The sequence below is a fragment of the Paenibacillus sp. FSL H8-0260 genome (assembly GCF_045040625.1).
Taxonomy (GTDB): domain Bacteria; phylum Bacillota; class Bacilli; order Paenibacillales; family Paenibacillaceae; genus Paenibacillus_AQ; species Paenibacillus_AQ odorifer.
Window position 1 is genome coordinate 4,724,661 of the sequence record NZ_CP150298.1, and the last position, 14,800, is coordinate 4,739,460.

Annotated in this window: 17 protein-coding genes; all 17 read right to left on the bottom strand. The window is 45.4% G+C overall.

All coding sequences use genetic code 11. The features are described from left to right. Window positions 1-10: 10 nt before the first annotated feature. On the bottom strand, window positions 11-1,576 hold the full coding sequence (trpE, locus tag MHI51_RS21075; protein ID WP_076127509.1) for an anthranilate synthase component I: 1,566 nt from the start codon (window positions 1,574-1,576) through the stop codon (window positions 11-13). A gap of 432 nt (window positions 1,577-2,008) precedes the next feature. Then, complete coding sequence (aroH, locus tag MHI51_RS21080; protein ID WP_076127508.1) at window positions 2,009-2,383, bottom strand: chorismate mutase; 375 nt, start codon at window positions 2,381-2,383, stop codon at window positions 2,009-2,011. Then, the gene (aroB, locus tag MHI51_RS21085) at window positions 2,377-3,480 is read right to left on the bottom strand and encodes a 3-dehydroquinate synthase (RefSeq protein ID WP_076276710.1); all 1,104 of its coding nucleotides are present in this window, start codon (window positions 3,478-3,480) and stop codon (window positions 2,377-2,379) included. The genes aroH and aroB overlap by 7 nt, the downstream gene beginning before the upstream one ends. Window positions 3,481-3,482: 2 nt before the next feature. Next, a complete protein-coding gene (gene aroC / locus MHI51_RS21090) occupies window positions 3,483-4,652 on the bottom strand; it encodes a chorismate synthase (RefSeq protein ID WP_076134686.1) in 1,170 nt (389 codons plus the stop codon). Window positions 4,653-4,844: 192 nt separating this feature from the next. Next, window positions 4,845-5,006, bottom strand: a complete 162-nt coding sequence (locus MHI51_RS21095; protein ID WP_169744788.1) for a hypothetical protein — start codon at window positions 5,004-5,006, stop codon at window positions 4,845-4,847. A 105-nt stretch (window positions 5,007-5,111) separates the two neighbouring features. After that, window positions 5,112-5,915: a CheR family methyltransferase gene (locus MHI51_RS21100; protein WP_405173240.1), complete on the bottom strand. Its 804-nt coding sequence runs from the start codon at window positions 5,913-5,915 to the stop codon at window positions 5,112-5,114. A gap of 27 nt (window positions 5,916-5,942) precedes the next feature. Continuing rightward, the gene (gene ndk / locus MHI51_RS21105) at window positions 5,943-6,386 is read right to left on the bottom strand and encodes a nucleoside-diphosphate kinase (protein ID WP_076127503.1); all 444 of its coding nucleotides are present in this window, start codon (window positions 6,384-6,386) and stop codon (window positions 5,943-5,945) included. 99 nt (window positions 6,387-6,485) lie between these two features. Next, window positions 6,486-7,454, bottom strand: coding sequence for a polyprenyl synthetase family protein (locus MHI51_RS21110; RefSeq protein WP_076127501.1), 969 nt, complete (start codon window positions 7,452-7,454; stop codon window positions 6,486-6,488). Continuing rightward, the gene (locus tag MHI51_RS21115; RefSeq protein ID WP_405173241.1) at window positions 7,451-8,311 is read right to left on the bottom strand and encodes a menaquinone biosynthetic enzyme MqnA/MqnD family protein; all 861 of its coding nucleotides are present in this window, start codon (window positions 8,309-8,311) and stop codon (window positions 7,451-7,453) included. Before MHI51_RS21115 ends, MHI51_RS21110 begins: the two co-directional genes overlap by 4 nt. A 4-nt stretch (window positions 8,312-8,315) precedes the next feature. Continuing rightward, window positions 8,316-8,918, bottom strand: coding sequence for a UbiX family flavin prenyltransferase (locus MHI51_RS21120; protein ID WP_036676229.1), 603 nt, complete (start codon window positions 8,916-8,918; stop codon window positions 8,316-8,318). Next, window positions 8,918-9,790, bottom strand: coding sequence for a UbiA-like polyprenyltransferase (locus tag MHI51_RS21125; protein WP_076127498.1), 873 nt, complete (start codon window positions 9,788-9,790; stop codon window positions 8,918-8,920). The genes MHI51_RS21120 and MHI51_RS21125 overlap by 1 nt, the downstream gene beginning before the upstream one ends. Further along, window positions 9,783-10,529, bottom strand: coding sequence for a demethylmenaquinone methyltransferase (locus MHI51_RS21130; RefSeq protein WP_405174069.1), 747 nt, complete (start codon window positions 10,527-10,529; stop codon window positions 9,783-9,785). Before MHI51_RS21130 ends, MHI51_RS21125 begins: the two co-directional genes overlap by 8 nt. Before the next feature lie 9 nt (window positions 10,530-10,538). Further along, window positions 10,539-11,432 carry a heptaprenyl diphosphate synthase component 1 gene (locus MHI51_RS21135; protein ID WP_254857027.1) on the bottom strand — a complete coding sequence of 298 codons (894 nt, stop codon included), beginning with the start codon at window positions 11,430-11,432 and terminating at the stop codon, window positions 10,539-10,541. 91 nt (window positions 11,433-11,523) lie between these two features. Beyond that, complete coding sequence (locus tag MHI51_RS21140; RefSeq protein ID WP_076276708.1) at window positions 11,524-12,066, bottom strand: hypothetical protein; 543 nt, start codon at window positions 12,064-12,066, stop codon at window positions 11,524-11,526. 94 nt (window positions 12,067-12,160) lie between these two features. Beyond that, window positions 12,161-12,409 carry a trp RNA-binding attenuation protein MtrB gene (gene mtrB / locus MHI51_RS21145; RefSeq protein WP_051490908.1) on the bottom strand — a complete coding sequence of 83 codons (249 nt, stop codon included), beginning with the start codon at window positions 12,407-12,409 and terminating at the stop codon, window positions 12,161-12,163. A 116-nt stretch (window positions 12,410-12,525) separates the two neighbouring features. Continuing rightward, window positions 12,526-12,798: an HU family DNA-binding protein gene (locus MHI51_RS21150; RefSeq protein WP_036676223.1), complete on the bottom strand. Its 273-nt coding sequence runs from the start codon at window positions 12,796-12,798 to the stop codon at window positions 12,526-12,528. A 377-nt stretch (window positions 12,799-13,175) separates the two neighbouring features. Further along, a complete protein-coding gene (gene spoIVA / locus MHI51_RS21155) occupies window positions 13,176-14,654 on the bottom strand; it encodes a stage IV sporulation protein A (RefSeq protein ID WP_036676222.1) in 1,479 nt (492 codons plus the stop codon). Window positions 14,655-14,800: the final 146 nt, after the last annotated feature.

The following is a 14,800-nucleotide window of genomic DNA, read 5'->3' on the forward strand; positions in this document are numbered from 1 at the left end:
TTTTTATTAATCAAACCACCTGTTCAGGGGTATATGCGTACATGTAATCTTGATTGATGACTTGTTTCTCTTTTATCTCGGGTGGGAACATAGCCTCTGCCATACGAATAGCTTTTAGCATGCCCTTCGCTTTATTCACCGTCTCTTCATACTCTTTCTCCGGAACTGAGTCCCAAACGATACCCGCTCCAGCCTGCACATATGCTCTGCCCTTACGGAAGATGATTGTACGGATGGTGATACATGAATCCATATTTCCCGAGAATCCCAAATATCCAATCGCCCCCGCATAAGCACCACGGGCTTCTCGCTCCAATTCAGCAATAATCTCCATTGCCCGTAGCTTAGGTGCTCCTGAGACAGTACCGGCTGGCAGACAGGAGAGAAAGGCATCAAAGAAATCTTTATCCTCGCTAAGCGTGCCTGACACATTCGAAACCATATGCATGACATGAGAGTATCTTTCAATTTCCATAAAGGAATCACATTTTACAGAACCGAATTTGGACACTCTTCCTAAATCATTACGACCTAGATCAACTAGCATCAAATGCTCTGCACGTTCTTTTTCATCCTCCAGCAGCTCCGCGGCGTAAGCACGATCCGAAGCTTCACTTTCACCTCTTGGTCTTGTTCCGGCAATCGGCCGTGTCTCCACACGGTTTCCATCTACCTTTACGAGCGCTTCCGGTGAGGTTCCAACAATAATCTCTTCATCCATTTTCAAATAATACATATATGGAGATGGGTTAAGCGTCCTGAGCATCCGGTATACATGCAGTGGAGAAACTTCCGTTTCAATATGCAGGCGCTGCGACAACACCACTTGAAAAATATCGCCAGCCCGAATGTATTCCTTCGCTTGTTCTACGTTGTTGATATATTGTTCTTTAGTCAGGTTGGAATGAATCTCACCCAGCTCAATATCCTGCGGAATGCTGCGGCGGTTCACATTTTCCTTAGGCCCTTCCTTCTGCAGCTCTTCGGCCATATCCTCAAGCTTACGACTTAAGCTTTCGTAATTGGATTTGATATCTGAGTCCGTATCACCGTCTTTAACATGCAGGTTGCCAACTAGGAGAATTTGTTGTTTCACATGATCAAAAACAATGATGCGATCACAGAACATAAACCGGATATCATCCATTTGGAGATCATCTACTGGATGCTCAGGAAGCTTCTCATAATATTGCAGCAGATCATATCCAAAAAATCCGATCGCTCCTCCAGTAAATGGCGGCATCTCATCCAGCTTAGGGCTACGGTATGAACGAAGCAGCGCCTTAAGCTCCTCAATCGGCTTTCCATGCAGCTGTTTTTTCTTACCGTCGATCTCTACGTTAATCGCACCCTTTTTTCCCGATATCATTAAAAAGGGATCGCTGCCGATGAACGAATACCGGGCCCATTGTTTGCCACCCTCTACACTTTCTAGTAAGAACGCGCGGTCACGTTCAGCAAAACGTTGGAATAACCGGATAGGTGTTTCCATATCAGCCAGCAGCCGCTTCACAACAGGAATCAGATTATAATCCTGCGACAGCTTTACCACCTCTTGAACACTCGGATTCGTCATTTTTAGATGCCCCCTTGGTTATATAAATCTTTCCGAAACACAGAAAAACCCTCTACCAAAGTAGAGGGTTTGTGTAAGTAAGTATATGTTTTTGAGCAATGATCAGCATCGTTATGTTGTGCCTACAGACTTATCTCTAAATAAGATACATCACGGATGTGAAATAACACTCCAGTATATATCAAAATAAAGACTCTGCGTACACAAAAACTGCTAATCAGGCATAAACGTCTTCAGCATCCTTATAAGGACGGTAAGCGTATATGCGTGAAATATAAGAATGTATAGAACAAAGCTTATACTTTCTTATATTCGCAAAAATTTCTTGCACTCTGCTCAACTATACTCATCTCAACTCAACTAAACTCTTCTATACTCGGCTAATTACACTATACATGATGACAAGGGTCATTGACAACCCACAACTCAAATTTAAGACTTACTCTGCGACAAATCCGGACGAAGCTTCTGAGCTTCATTCAGATACACATGGCGGATCTCACGCTGTGATTTATCCGTATTAAACTGCACCATTAACCGGATACACATCGGCAGGCTGCCTTTGACCGGGATCTCGGTTGAACACATAAGCGGCACCATTTCCCAGCCCTCAATCTCACGAATGGCTCTTGCCGGAAAAGTAGCATCCAGATCATTGGTCATCGTAATCCATACATTGCTAATATCCTCAGCTATAACATTATTGCGTTCAACGATCTCCCGCAGCAGCACAACGGTTTCACGCAAAATCTCTGTTTCTTCGTTATTAATCACGGTAGTTGCTCCGCGAATCCCTCGATTTACCACGGTTTCCCCTCCTTTTTAAGCTCTGCCAGAACCTCTCGCACAAGCGATTCCTGTACATCGTTTACAATACTAACTACTCCTATGGCATCAGGCACAATAAAAGTCATTCTGCCTTCTTTGAATTTCTTATCATGCATCATTGCTTCCATTAGCTCCTCTTCATCATATTCAGAAGGAAGCTGTATAGGCAGTGAAAGTGCAGATAACATAGATACTGTATCCTCATAGATGGATCGGTCACGTCCAAGCTTTACAGCCAGCAGCGCCGAACCCGCCATACCAATCGCAATCGCTTCACCGTGCAAAAACACACCGTATCCGCCAACCGCTTCAATAGCATGGCCGATCGTATGGCCTAAATTCAGGATCGCCCGAAGTCCATGCTCACGTTCATCGTTCGCCACGACATGAGCTTTGATCGCACAACCGCGCTCAAGGGCATAGCCGAGAGCTTCAGCATTCAAAGCAAGCAGCTCATCAGCATGTTCACGGCACCAATATGCAAATTCTTTGTCACTAATCAGACCATGCTTCACTACTTCAGCTAAGCCAGAAGAGACTTGGCGCGGCGGAAGCGTGCGAAGGGTATCCAAATCGTAAAGCACCAGCGAAGGTTGATAGAACGCACCAACCATATTTTTGGCAAGTGGATGATTGACAGCCACTTTGCCGCCTACGCTGCTGTCATGGGCTAGAATCGTCGTTGGAATTTGTAGAAATCCTATTCCGCGCATGTAGGTAGCTGCTACAAAACCAGCTAAATCACCAACAACCCCGCCACCTAAAGCCAACACCGCTGAGTTACGATCCAGTCCCGCTTGAATCGCGGTCGTCATAACCTCTTCATACACGGTTAATGATTTGGATGCTTCCCCTGCCGGCATAATATGGCTGACTACGGTATAACCTTGCTGACGTAAAGCTTCTTCAAGCGCCGGTAAATACCGTGGAGCTACTTCACTATCACTCACAACCAGTAGCGGGCTGCGAGTGGACAGTCCAGCCTCAGCACAGTACTGGCCAATGTTCTGCAGCAGACCACTACCGATGTGGATTGGATAAGAACGATCTCCCAAATCTACATTGATTGTACGCATGATTAATAACTCTCCAATTGTGCAAGATAGTTTTCATAGTTCGCTTTAATTTCTTCGAGAGAATCCCCGCCGAATTTATCAAGAAATGCTTTGGCAACTTCCCATGCCACTACGCTTTCCAAAACCACACATGCCGCTGGAACCGCACATGCATCCGAACGTTCTACTTGAGCTGTAAAAGGTTCTTTCGTATCGATATCTACACTTTGAAGTGGCTTATACAAGGTAGGAATAGGCTTCATAACACCACGAACCACTACCGGCATGCCATTCGTCATCCCGCCTTCAAAACCGCCTAAACGATTGCTTGCGCGATAGTATCCTTTAGAAGCTTCATACATAATTTCATCATGGACTTGCGATCCACGCAATTTACCTGCTTCAAACCCAATGCCGATTTCAACGCCTTTGAAGGCATTAATCGACATCACTGCCCCAGCGATCGCACCGTCCAGCTTCCGGTCTGACTGTACATAGCTGCCAAGTCCAATGGGCAGTCCTTCGACGATACATTCAACGATTCCACCGATGGAGTCGCCCTCTTCCTTGATCTGATCTATGTAAGCCTCCATTTTCTGTTCCGTTTCTTTGTCGACAACTCTGACAGAAGACTGTTCTGTCCGTTCAATCAGCTCATCGATAGGCAGATCATTTGCAGGTGCCTCAATTTCACCAATGCGAATGACTTGACCTGCTACTTTCACACCAAAAGCTGCCAGCAGCTGTCTGGCTACAGCGCCACATGCAACTCTGGCTGCGGTTTCGCGGGCACTGGAGCGCTCCAGAACGTTGCGAAGATCCGTATGATTGTACTTCAATCCACCATTCAAATCTGCATGTCCAGGGCGCGGCCGATTTACCCGGCGTTTTTCTTCATCACTGCCTGGAATAGGTTCAATATTCATAATATTCTTCCAGTGAGTCCAATCCTTGTTCTCTACTACCAAGGCTACCGGAGCACCCGTAGTATAGCCGTGACGTACTCCACCTACAATTTGTGCCGTATCTTTTTCAATCTGCATGCGGCGTCCACGTCCGTATCCCTTTTGTCGACGATGCAATTGAAAGTTAAGCTCTTCAAAATCCAAAGTTAAATTACTTGGCAATCCCTCAATAATAGCCGTTAGCTGGGGGCCGTGCGTTTCCCCCGCTGTTAAATAGCGTAAACTCATGATGTCTTCCCCCTTTTATACTTTTAAACTGTAAACCGCTAAAATCCTATGATCTTTGCTCATTATAGTATAGGGAATCCGCTTTGACAAGAAAGGGATCTCCCTAGAAACACTGTATGTATACCGAAATAAAAAGCGCCATCCATACCCTTAAGAGTATGAATGGCGCTCCTCGGCTGGGTCCTCAGCTTGTTAGCTGCCGAGCCGCTGGCTTGGTGGAGGGAATGTAGACTTACGCTCTTCCAGCTGCAGAAGGCGCTCCAATTGCATTTCTTCCACACCGAGAATTTGCCCGCACTCACGAACGGTGATAAAGCCTCGTTTGTACGCGGCAATGACCTTGCTTTTGTCCATCGGTTTAACTTTCCTTTCACTTAGCGTACAGATTCTACTATCCAGTATCACTGAACTTTTGCGAAAGTATACCTTTGAAGTTAATGGCGAAGGAGCAAAAAGTATTTATTTTTTACGATAGAAAAAAGTTTCCGTCGATTCAAAGCCATATTGAGCCGGTGTAAAGATTTGCTCTGTGCTGCCCACAAACAAATAACCACCCGGACGTAAGCTAGCCGAAAACTTATGATAGAGATTGTTCTTCGCTTCTTCAGTAAAATAGATCATTACATTGCGACAAATAATAAGATCGAAGCCTTCGTCGAACTTATCCAAGAGCAAATTTTGTTTGCGGAAATCTATGTTTTTCTTAAGTGAATCGCTGACCTTGAAGACAGGGCCTTCCGGCGTAAAATAACGTGCTGCCACGTCTTTCGGCACATCCTTTAAAGAACGTTCCAAATAAAGACCCTGCTTTGCTTTGGATAAAGCGCCATCATCAATGTCAGTGGCAAGAATACCTGTCTGCGCCAATATATTCTTGTCCGACAAAATCATAGCCAGCGTGTAAGGCTCTTCGCCTGTAGAACATGCCGCGCTCCACAGCTTTAATTTGCGGCCCGACTGCTGGAGGTCAGGGAGGATAATATCCCGCAAAACTTCCCAGCGATTCGGATTCCGCCAGAACTCAGAGACATTGATCGTCATTCGATCTAAAAATTCATAAAATAAGTCCTTATTTTTCATCATCGCTGCAAAAAAATCACTGAAGGTATGATACCCATTCTTCATCCGAAGAGTCGTCAAACGCCGCTTCATCTGCGCTTCTTTATATTGAGCCAGATCAATTCCGGTGCTTTGTTTAACGTTGTGAATAAATCCGCTATAATCTGGATCTGTTGTTAATGCTGCAACATTACGATCAGACATGTTAATCCCCTGCCTCCCACCTGGACCTTACATCCAGACTGCGATGTCTTTGTTATACTGATTCAGTTCATCTGGAGCAAAGAAATTAGCAATTTCCCGTTCTGCACTTTCAGGCGAGTCTGATCCATGAATTAAATTAAGTGGTGTATGGCTGGCAAAGTCGCCACGAATCGTGCCTGGCAGAGCTTCTCCAACTTTTGTTTTGCCTATGAGTGTCCGGGATAAAGTTACGACATCATCGCCTTCCCATACCATTGCAAACACTGGACCTGAAGTGATGAAAGAGACCAGCTCTGAAAAAAAGTCTTTGCCTGCATGCTCAGCATAATGTCTTTTCGCTTGATCCTCACTAACTGTAATCAGTTTAGCAGCGACCAATTTAAACCCCTTATCCTCAAAGCGGGCAACAATACGCCCTATTAATCCACGTTGAACTCCATCAGGCTTGACCATCAGATACGTCTTTTCCATAGAAGCACTCTCCATTTTCCCATTTGAAGGGTTGTTTTGACGCTATCTTAACAGAAACATTGCTTTCTGGAAACGTTTAATTTCAATCTCACCAGAAGATCAATAACTTCTTCCTGTTATAAAATACGCAATATCGCGCAGATTGCGCTTAGTCTTATTGTTAGGCAATTGTTCCAGCGCCGCCAGCGCCTTGTCGATATAACGTGAAGCGAGCTCCTCAGAACGGGCGATTCCGTCTCCGGAAAGAATGAGATCAATCGCATGTCCTACCGTGCTATGTCCCTCACGTATAGACTTCAGTTCCTCAAGCAATGACTCGCGCAGTCGCTCATCCTCAAGACTATAAATCACTGGAAGTGTAATGTTTCCTTGCCGCATATCACTGCCCGGAGGTTTACCGATCTGTTTCTCTGTGCCTGAGAGATCCAGTAAATCATCACGAATCTGGAACGCCATACCCACGTTATATCCATAATTATAAAGCAAACGAGCTACTTCTGGATCTGCTTCAGCAGCAAGAGCGCCGAGTTGGCAGCTAACTGCAATCAGCAGGGCTGTTTTGCGGCGGATACGCCGTAGATAATGACGTACACTTTGCTCACTGTTGAAAAAGTCACGAATCTGCTCCATCTCTCCGATCGACATTTCGATCATCGCCTTAGACAGAATTTGATGAATTCGTGGATTCTTCAGCTCCGTAGTCATAACCAGCGCTTTTGCATATATGTAGTCACCAGTGTACATGGCAATTTTATCGCCCCATTTTGCTTTCACGGTGAGTTCACCACGGCGCAATTCTGCATCGTCGATCACATCATCATGGACCAGTGAAGCGCTATGGATCAACTCTAACGGTATCGCCACCCGTTTCAGTTTTTCCAGATCATACTTACCGAATTTCCCGCCCATTAGGACAAATACGGGACGTAATCTTTTGCCGCCTGCCTTTAATAAATGCAGGGAGGTTTCTGTAAGCAGATCGTCATCCCCCTGTACACTGCGGTACAGCTCTTTTTCAATCTGATCCATATCTCTGTTCAGTAATCCGAATATTTGCAGTCGTTTCATTCTTTCACCCGTGTCAACAGTTTATGGCTCCAAATCTCCATCTTCACTTCCTGCGGCAGCAGGCCCGTCTCATAGGCATAGCGGAAATAGAGGTTCAAACCTTGCTGCTGCCTTTCTCCAAAATCATAACATAAATTGCGGAAGTACCCTTCCCAATAAGACTTTGTTCCTCCAATGTTAGAACAAGCTGCTTGTACAATAGGATCTAAATCTCTCAATCCCCGCATTTTACTCTCGGCAAAAGCCTCTGCAATCTCAGAAATAGCTTCCGGTTTGTCCTCCGCAGCCTTTCGATTCACTGCCCAGACCGCAAAGGTCATCCCTAAGCCCGTCCATTCCTTCCAAACCTCAGCCAGATCAGTAACGATATAACCTTGATCCTGCCATGAGGCCTTAATAGCATTATCACCAATTAATAAACAGGCATCCGCTTCATGCATCATGTCATCCAAATCAGGATTAGCGCTAATATACTCCGGTTTATTGCCAAAAGCTTTTTCCATTAAAATTTTCAGCAAATTTACCGAGGTTGCAGAAGTATTCGTAACAGCGATCTTACCGCTGCCAATCTGAGCAAATGGCACCCTGGAAAAAAGGAATATTGATCTCACAGGACCGTCCGCGCTAACCGATAAATCAGGTAGAAGTAATAATTTGTCACTGGCCTCAGCATAAGCAAAAGAGGATAAAGCACCTACATGAATAGTTCCACGGCTCATCCCCTGATTAAGAATGGCAGGTACCTCACTCACCATCTCTGCAGAATATTTCAATGCAGAGGGATGAAAATTGTGAAATACCGGCCATGAGTTGGTATAGCTGATTTTGCCGATGATGGTGTGGCTGTTATTGTCCATCCTTTCAATCCCCCCATCTTCGAAATAAATTGTGTTCAATATTAAAGCTGTCAAGCACTTTGCCCACCATGAAATTAATCAGATCATCCATACTTTGCGGCCCAAAATAAAAAGCCGGCATTGCGGGAATCATCCGAACTCCCAGACGGGACAGCTTCAACATATTTTCTAGATGAATAGCATGCAATGGAGTCTCACGAGGTACAAGCACCAGTGGGCGGCCTTCCTTGAGCATAACGTCAGCAGCACGTGTCATCAGATTATCAGAGGTCCCATTCGCTACCGCGGATAATGTTCCCATAGAGCAAGGCATAATAATCATCCCTTCCACACGAAACGAACCACTTGCAATGGATGCGCCGATATCCGCAACAGGATGATAAAGCAGAGAACCGGGATAGCCTTTGAACCTTTCGTTCAAAAAGCCCTCCCGGTCTGATGCGATATAGCCAAGTTCTTCTTTAAATACGCGCCAGCCCGCATTACTAACTACCAAATGCACGGAGTAGCCTAGTGACAGCAAGGTTTCAGTTAGACGAACACCATATATCGCACCGCTTGCTCCTGTAATTCCAACCACGATGTTTTTCGGTTTAGTAAGCGTCATTAGTAGAACTGCACCACCAAGTCAATCAAAGTGAAAGAGAACACCACGATGCTCAATACGCCGTTCATAGTGAAAAAAGCAGTCTGCAGACGGCTCAGGTCACTCGGAGATACAATGTAGTGCTCATAAAAGAGAATGATATATGCGATGATCATGCCTGCTACATACCACCAGCTTAAATCCGTCATAAACAGCAACGATACGAATCCAATCGCCGTGAGAATGTGAAATACGCGGGCAATAAAGAGTGCACCTTGAACCCCGAACCGAACCGGAATGGACTTCAAGCCCTCTTTTAGATCAAACTCAACATCCTGACAAGAATAAATTACATCAAAACCTGCAGTCCAAAACACAATAGTGAAATAAAATACCATTGAAGTCCAATTCACACTACCAGTTACAGCTACCCAACCGCCTAAAGGTGCAAGCGCAATGGTCAGACCGAGGATAAGATGGCAGGCCCATGTAAACCGCTTAGTAAATGAATAAATGACAAGAAGGAAAACTGCGATTGGCAAGAGCTTGGCCGACAAAGGATTCAGCTTAAAGGCTGCCCAAAAGAGTAAGAAAAACGAAATGCCGATAAAAATGACGACTTCACCGATCTTCAATAATCCTGCAGGAATAGCTCTTCCCGCTGTGCGTGGATTCTTAGCATCACTTATCCGGTCAATCAGTCGATTCAGCCCCATAGCAGCGCTCCGTGCCCCAAACATAGCCACTACGATCCAACCAATCTGGCTCCAGGTAGGTAGCGTGCCAAACATGACAACGGAACCAAGTAAAGCGCCCATAAAAGCAAAAGGTAAAGCAAATACCGTATGTTCAAACTTGATCATTTGTAAAAAGATACCGATTTTCTTAAACATTCCCGTTCTCCTTGAGCCCAATATGTAATGCCGCGATGCCTCCGGTCAAGGGGAAGGATTCCACTTTTTGCAGTCCGGTTTCACGGAAAATAGCAGCTAATTGCTCCCGGTCAGGGAACAGCGCCAGCGATTCTGGCAGCCATTTGTATTGCTCATACCTTTTAGCGAATAACTTGCCCAGCAATGGAAGAACACGCTGAAAATAAAAGAAATAGATACCTTTAAACGGTTGTTTCATCGGCTTGGAAAGCTCCAGGCAGACCACCATTCCTCCGGGCTTCACCACTCGTTTCATCTCGTTCAGCACTTGAACAAGATCCGGTACGTTGCGGAGTCCAAAACCAATCGTTGCATAATCAAATGCGTTGTCTTCAAAAGGCAACTCCATAGCGTTGCCCTGTACGAGAGAGATCCGGTTCTGAAACTTGCGCTCCTCCACCTTACGGTGCCCCACTTCAAGCATGCCTGCACTGAAGTCGAGCCCTATCACATTCCCTGTCTGTGAGGCTTCGGCCAAGGCAATGCTCCAATCGCAAGTGCCGCAGCATAAGTCTACAGCTGAATCCCCGCGCTTCATGCCCATCTTCTTCATCGTGAACTTACGCCAAGCCTTATGCCGGCGAAAACTTAAGATGTCATTCATCAAATCATATTTACCTGCAATACTCTCAAACACCGAGTGCACAAACTGTTCCTTCGGTTTGCTGTTATCACCCACAGCAGTTGTAGTTTTGTCCATAGTCATCCACTAACCCTCCACGGCTGCTTGTCCTGAGACTTTCATCTGCAGGAGAATACGATCCAGCGCTATCTCAAGCTCTCTAAGCAGGCTTTCGTCTTTAACGCTTTGTAATAGTCCCTGAATCGACTGAATCGACTGATGGAGCATGTCCGTCAGCAGAGAATCACATTTATATTTCATCTTCAGCATCTTCCAGTCCTTCTGATCAAGGTTCTGGTCTTGAAGCTGTTTGCGTTCTTCCTCTGTCGCTGACTCCAGCATCTTCCAGTAGCAATAACCATTGCTTGCATTCTCAAGGTTATCACAACGCTGAAGCTCAATGGCAACCGTTTCGCACTGACTGAACTCTGTCAATAACTTCTCCCACAATTCCACTAAGGAATTCTCGATCATGGGCGTAAAAGAAAGGAACAGCCGCATATTGAGCTGTACCATGTGCCGCAAGTATTGTTCAGCCGAAAGACGGATTCCTCTCATCTTCACATAGAGGTTCGCTTTCAAGACATTGAAATCAGCAATCGCCTTACTCAAGATTCCAACCATCTCAATCTGATCACTCTTTGCAAGCAGATGGTAAAACCAGCTACTAAAATAATCGCCAGCCAATACCTTTAATTGACGGGAACGCATAGGATCTCCACCGCGTCTATCATTCGAGCGGTCAATTACCTCATGTGTATCTAGTCCAAGTTGAATAAGTGCGGTTACGAGCGTATACAACTCACCAGTACTTCCTTTTACAGAAGATCCATGGTTTAGAAAAATATATAACAAATGACCCCGGCCATCAGAAAACGGCGGCAAATCCGTATGCTTCTGAATCATGTCGTAGTCGGTGTAGGGTTTTGCCAGTTGCGGTATGCAGTACGGTTTCATTTCAGCCTCCGAAGCCATTGACATTTATATTAATTCCTTTGTTCACAATCTTGTCTATTATATCACATGTTTTTTTGTCACGCACTGTGACACAACTGAGTTTCTTTTATTCTTCTCAAGGATAAATGAACTGCTTCTTCCAGAGCTCAGTCTCACTAATACGGAAGCCCGTCTTGAGACGCTCGGAAATGGGGAAATTACCCGCAGACTGAAGTTCATTCTGGAGTTCAACGGACCACTCCGCGCGTCTGATATCCCCTGCTAGCAGCAGCCGGCGGCTATCCAGCCATTTATCCATGACCACGATGCGCAGCAGGAGCTGATCCACATTCGAGGTTTCTTGAAAAGCAAAAGAAATAGTCTGTGCCATATTTCGATAAAGCTCCTGGGGTTCATGATCATTTCCGCTCACTTTTAAATCCAGAGACAGAACGTGATCCTCCCAGTCTACGCTATCAATGGATAAGGTCAATGGAAGTGCGCCAAGAACATCAACAAGATTATCGTTGTCTAGCACCGTGTTATAGCCGCCAGTAAAAGTCTCCACTGCACCATTTCGCTGCTGTAAGGTTGAATCCATATCTGCCACTTTGGGCAATATTACAGCAGAGGTTGCAGTCAAGAGTAATACGGCTCCAACCCACCAGGCCTTGTTCATGAACACGCCCCCCTTATCCATAATTCCCACTCTTAGCGGAATACGATCATTTATCTTTACTATATTTTGAAAAAAAGCAGGCTATGCCTGCTTTTCAGCTTTCACTTTCCAATTGTCCGTGCTTTGTCCATATTTCAGCCTTACCGCGGATCTTCATCGCTGAGGTATGATCAGTAAACTGGGCAATCAATACCTCGCCCTTATCCAGCTTCTCTGTATGATGAAAACGTGTATCTGTACCTCTGGTTAACCCAATGACCTGAACGCCATTATCTTTAGCCTTAACCACAATATAGTCGCTGCCCGTTGGAAGCGGAGTAGTACCCGTATTTTTATCCATCATCACTCATCCTCCTCTAAACCTATTATACAGTTCATAGTATTTCAAAAAACAAATGCCGCCTTGGAGGGCGGCATAGTTGTTCTTAAAAAGACTATGGGATAGGTATGTAGAAATCTTTATTTGATTCCGTCTTTCAGCGCCTTACCGGGTTTGAATGCCGGTACCTTGCTTGCAGGAATTTCGATTTCTTCACCAGTTTGCGGGTTACGGCCTTTACGTGCAGAACGCTCACGCACTTCAAAGTTTCCGAATCCAACCAGTTGTACTTTATCACCGCTTTGCAGTGCTTCTGTAATTGCTTCGAAAACCGCATCTACAGCTTTAGTAGCATCCTTCTTGGGAAGTTCAGTTGCTTCTGTAACTACATTGATCAAATCTGATTTATTCATGTTTTCTCACCTCCCTGAGTAAATTCTCCGGTATCATACACTGTTTCCGTTTCAACGTAAAATATACGTGATAATCCCGTTTAAAACTTAACTTTGGCGCCCTTAGACCTTGAAGCGCAACAAACTTATAGTAATACAGCCCATCCATAAATTCAAGCTGTTACTCAAAAAAGGAGCAGAAATTATCATCTATACTTGCATATTTATCTAAATTCGATCTAATTTGTTAGACCTATAGGAGCAGTTAAGGTCTTTATTTCATCAGAATAATTGAGTCAGATTCACCGTTATTATAGGAACTAGGTATCAAGTTTTAGGATATATACAAATAAAAAGAGCAGGATTTCTCCCACTCTTTGAATTTATTTATATTCAGCTTAGAGAATAATTGCAATAAGTCCGCCGGAACCCTCATTTATAATGCGGCCAAGCGTTTCTTGCAGTTTGTAGCGCGCATTATCCGGCATCATAGCTATCTTGCCTTGAATTCCTTCTCTTACAATGGAGTGTAGGGAGCGGCCAAAAATATCGGATTCCCAAATCTTAATAGGATCATTCTCAAAGTCCTGCATCAGATAACGAACCAGCTCTTCGCTTTGCTTTTCCGTTCCGATGATTGGCGAGAATTCAGACTCCACATCCACCCGAATCATATGAATGGATGGTGCCGTAGCCTTTAAGCGAACCCCGAAGCGAGAGCCCTGACGAATCAGTTCTGGCTCGTCGAGTGCCATTTCGGCTAAAGATGGAGCCGCGATACCATAGCCAGTAGTCTTGACCATTTCCAAAGCTTCTGAGAATCGGTCGTATTCTCGTTTCGCATGTGAGAACTCCTGCATAAGCTGGAGCAGATGATCCTTACCGCGGATCTCAACCCCCACCACTTCCATCAGAACTTGATCGTACAGCTCTTCTGGAGCATACAGGTCGATCTCTGCTACACCCTGACCCATGTTCATACCACTTAGGCCAGCTTTATCAATAAAGTCATATTCGGTGAACTGAGATACGAGGCGGTCAACATCCCGCAGGCGGCGAATGTCTTTTACAGTATCGCGAACGGAGTTCTCATAACTACTACGCAGCCAGTGGTTTTCTCCAAGCACCATAACCCAGCTTGGCAGATTTACATTTACTTCATGCACTGGGAATTCATAAAGCACTTCCCGCAGCACACCCGTTACGTCATCTTCGCTCATGTTTGCGGCGCTTAGCGTCATAACTGGGATATCGTATTTGATGGCTAGCTCGTTACGGAGCTGCTGCGCTTCCTCACTGCGTGGCCGGGTGGAGTTAATGACAAGCACAAACGGCTTACCCACTTCCTTCAGCTCTGCAATGACGCGCTCTTCAGAGTCCACGTACGAGTTCCGCGGAATTTCTGCAATCGTACCATCTGTTGTTACCACTACACCTAGCGTTGAATGCTCCTGAATAACCTTACGTGTCCCGATTTCTGCCGCTTCCTGAAAAGGAATAGGCTCTTCAAACCAAGGTGTAGAGATCATTCGTGGTCCATTTTCATCCTCGTAACCTTTTGCACCCTCTACAGCGTAACCCACACAGTCTACCAGACGAACATTAACCTCAAGCCCTTCCGCAACCTTGATTTGGACTGCGTTGTTTGGCACAAACTTCGGTTCTGTCGTCATAATCGTTTTGCCTGCTGCGCTTTGCGGAAGCTCATCCACAGCTCTTACTCGATCAGCCTCATTCGTGATGTTTGGCAGGACAATGGTTTCCATGAAGCGCTTGATAAATGTCGATTTCCCCGTGCGAACCGCGCCGACGACGCCAAGATAAATGTCTCCGCCGGTACGCTCGGCAATGTCCTTGAAAATATCCACTTTTTCCAAAAGAGATCCCCTCCTCATATTACTCCGAAGAAAAAATGCCTGAAGAGCATCGACTTCGCGTTCCGCCGGTAATCTGACCCTTGCAGGACATCAACCGGACTTATCGTATGCCCGCCCGAAGCCTAGCTGCTTTCGACCGGGACGTA

Bases quoted from the DNA above. Each gene is read 5' to 3' on its own strand.
- MHI51_RS21125 (WP_076127498.1), bottom strand. From the start codon at position 9,790: ATGTTTAAGAAAATCGGTATCTTTTTACAAATGATCAAGTTTGAACAT.
- ndk (WP_076127503.1), bottom strand. From the start codon at position 6,386: ATGGAAAAGACGTATCTGATGGTCAAGCCTGATGGAGTTCAACGTGGA.
- MHI51_RS21100 (WP_405173240.1), bottom strand. From the start codon at position 5,915: ATGTCTGATCGTAATGTTGCAGCATTAACAACAGATCCAGATTATAGC.
- MHI51_RS21135 (WP_254857027.1), bottom strand. From the start codon at position 11,432: ATGTCAATGGCTTCGGAGGCTGAAATGAAACCGTACTGCATACCGCAA.
- MHI51_RS21095 (WP_169744788.1), bottom strand. From the start codon at position 5,006: ATGGACAAAAGCAAGGTCATTGCCGCGTACAAACGAGGCTTTATCACC.
- MHI51_RS21115 (WP_405173241.1), bottom strand. From the start codon at position 8,311: ATGGACAATAACAGCCACACCATCATCGGCAAAATCAGCTATACCAAC.
- MHI51_RS21150 (WP_036676223.1), bottom strand. From the start codon at position 12,798: ATGAATAAATCAGATTTGATCAATGTAGTTACAGAAGCAACTGAACTT.
- MHI51_RS21110 (WP_076127501.1), bottom strand. From the start codon at position 7,454: ATGAAACGACTGCAAATATTCGGATTACTGAACAGAGATATGGATCAG.
- mtrB (WP_051490908.1), bottom strand. From the start codon at position 12,409: ATGATGGATAAAAATACGGGTACTACTCCGCTTCCAACGGGCAGCGAC.
- MHI51_RS21130 (WP_405174069.1), bottom strand. From the start codon at position 10,529: ATGGACAAAACTACAACTGCTGTGGGTGATAACAGCAAACCGAAGGAA.
- MHI51_RS21140 (WP_076276708.1), bottom strand. From the start codon at position 12,066: ATGAACAAGGCCTGGTGGGTTGGAGCCGTATTACTCTTGACTGCAACC.
- trpE (WP_076127509.1), bottom strand. From the start codon at position 1,576: ATGACGAATCCGAGTGTTCAAGAGGTGGTAAAGCTGTCGCAGGATTAT.
- MHI51_RS21120 (WP_036676229.1), bottom strand. From the start codon at position 8,918: ATGACGCTTACTAAACCGAAAAACATCGTGGTTGGAATTACAGGAGCA.
- aroB (WP_076276710.1), bottom strand. From the start codon at position 3,480: ATGCGTACAATCAATGTAGATTTGGGAGATCGTTCTTATCCAATCCAC.
- aroC (WP_076134686.1), bottom strand. From the start codon at position 4,652: ATGAGTTTACGCTATTTAACAGCGGGGGAAACGCACGGCCCCCAGCTA.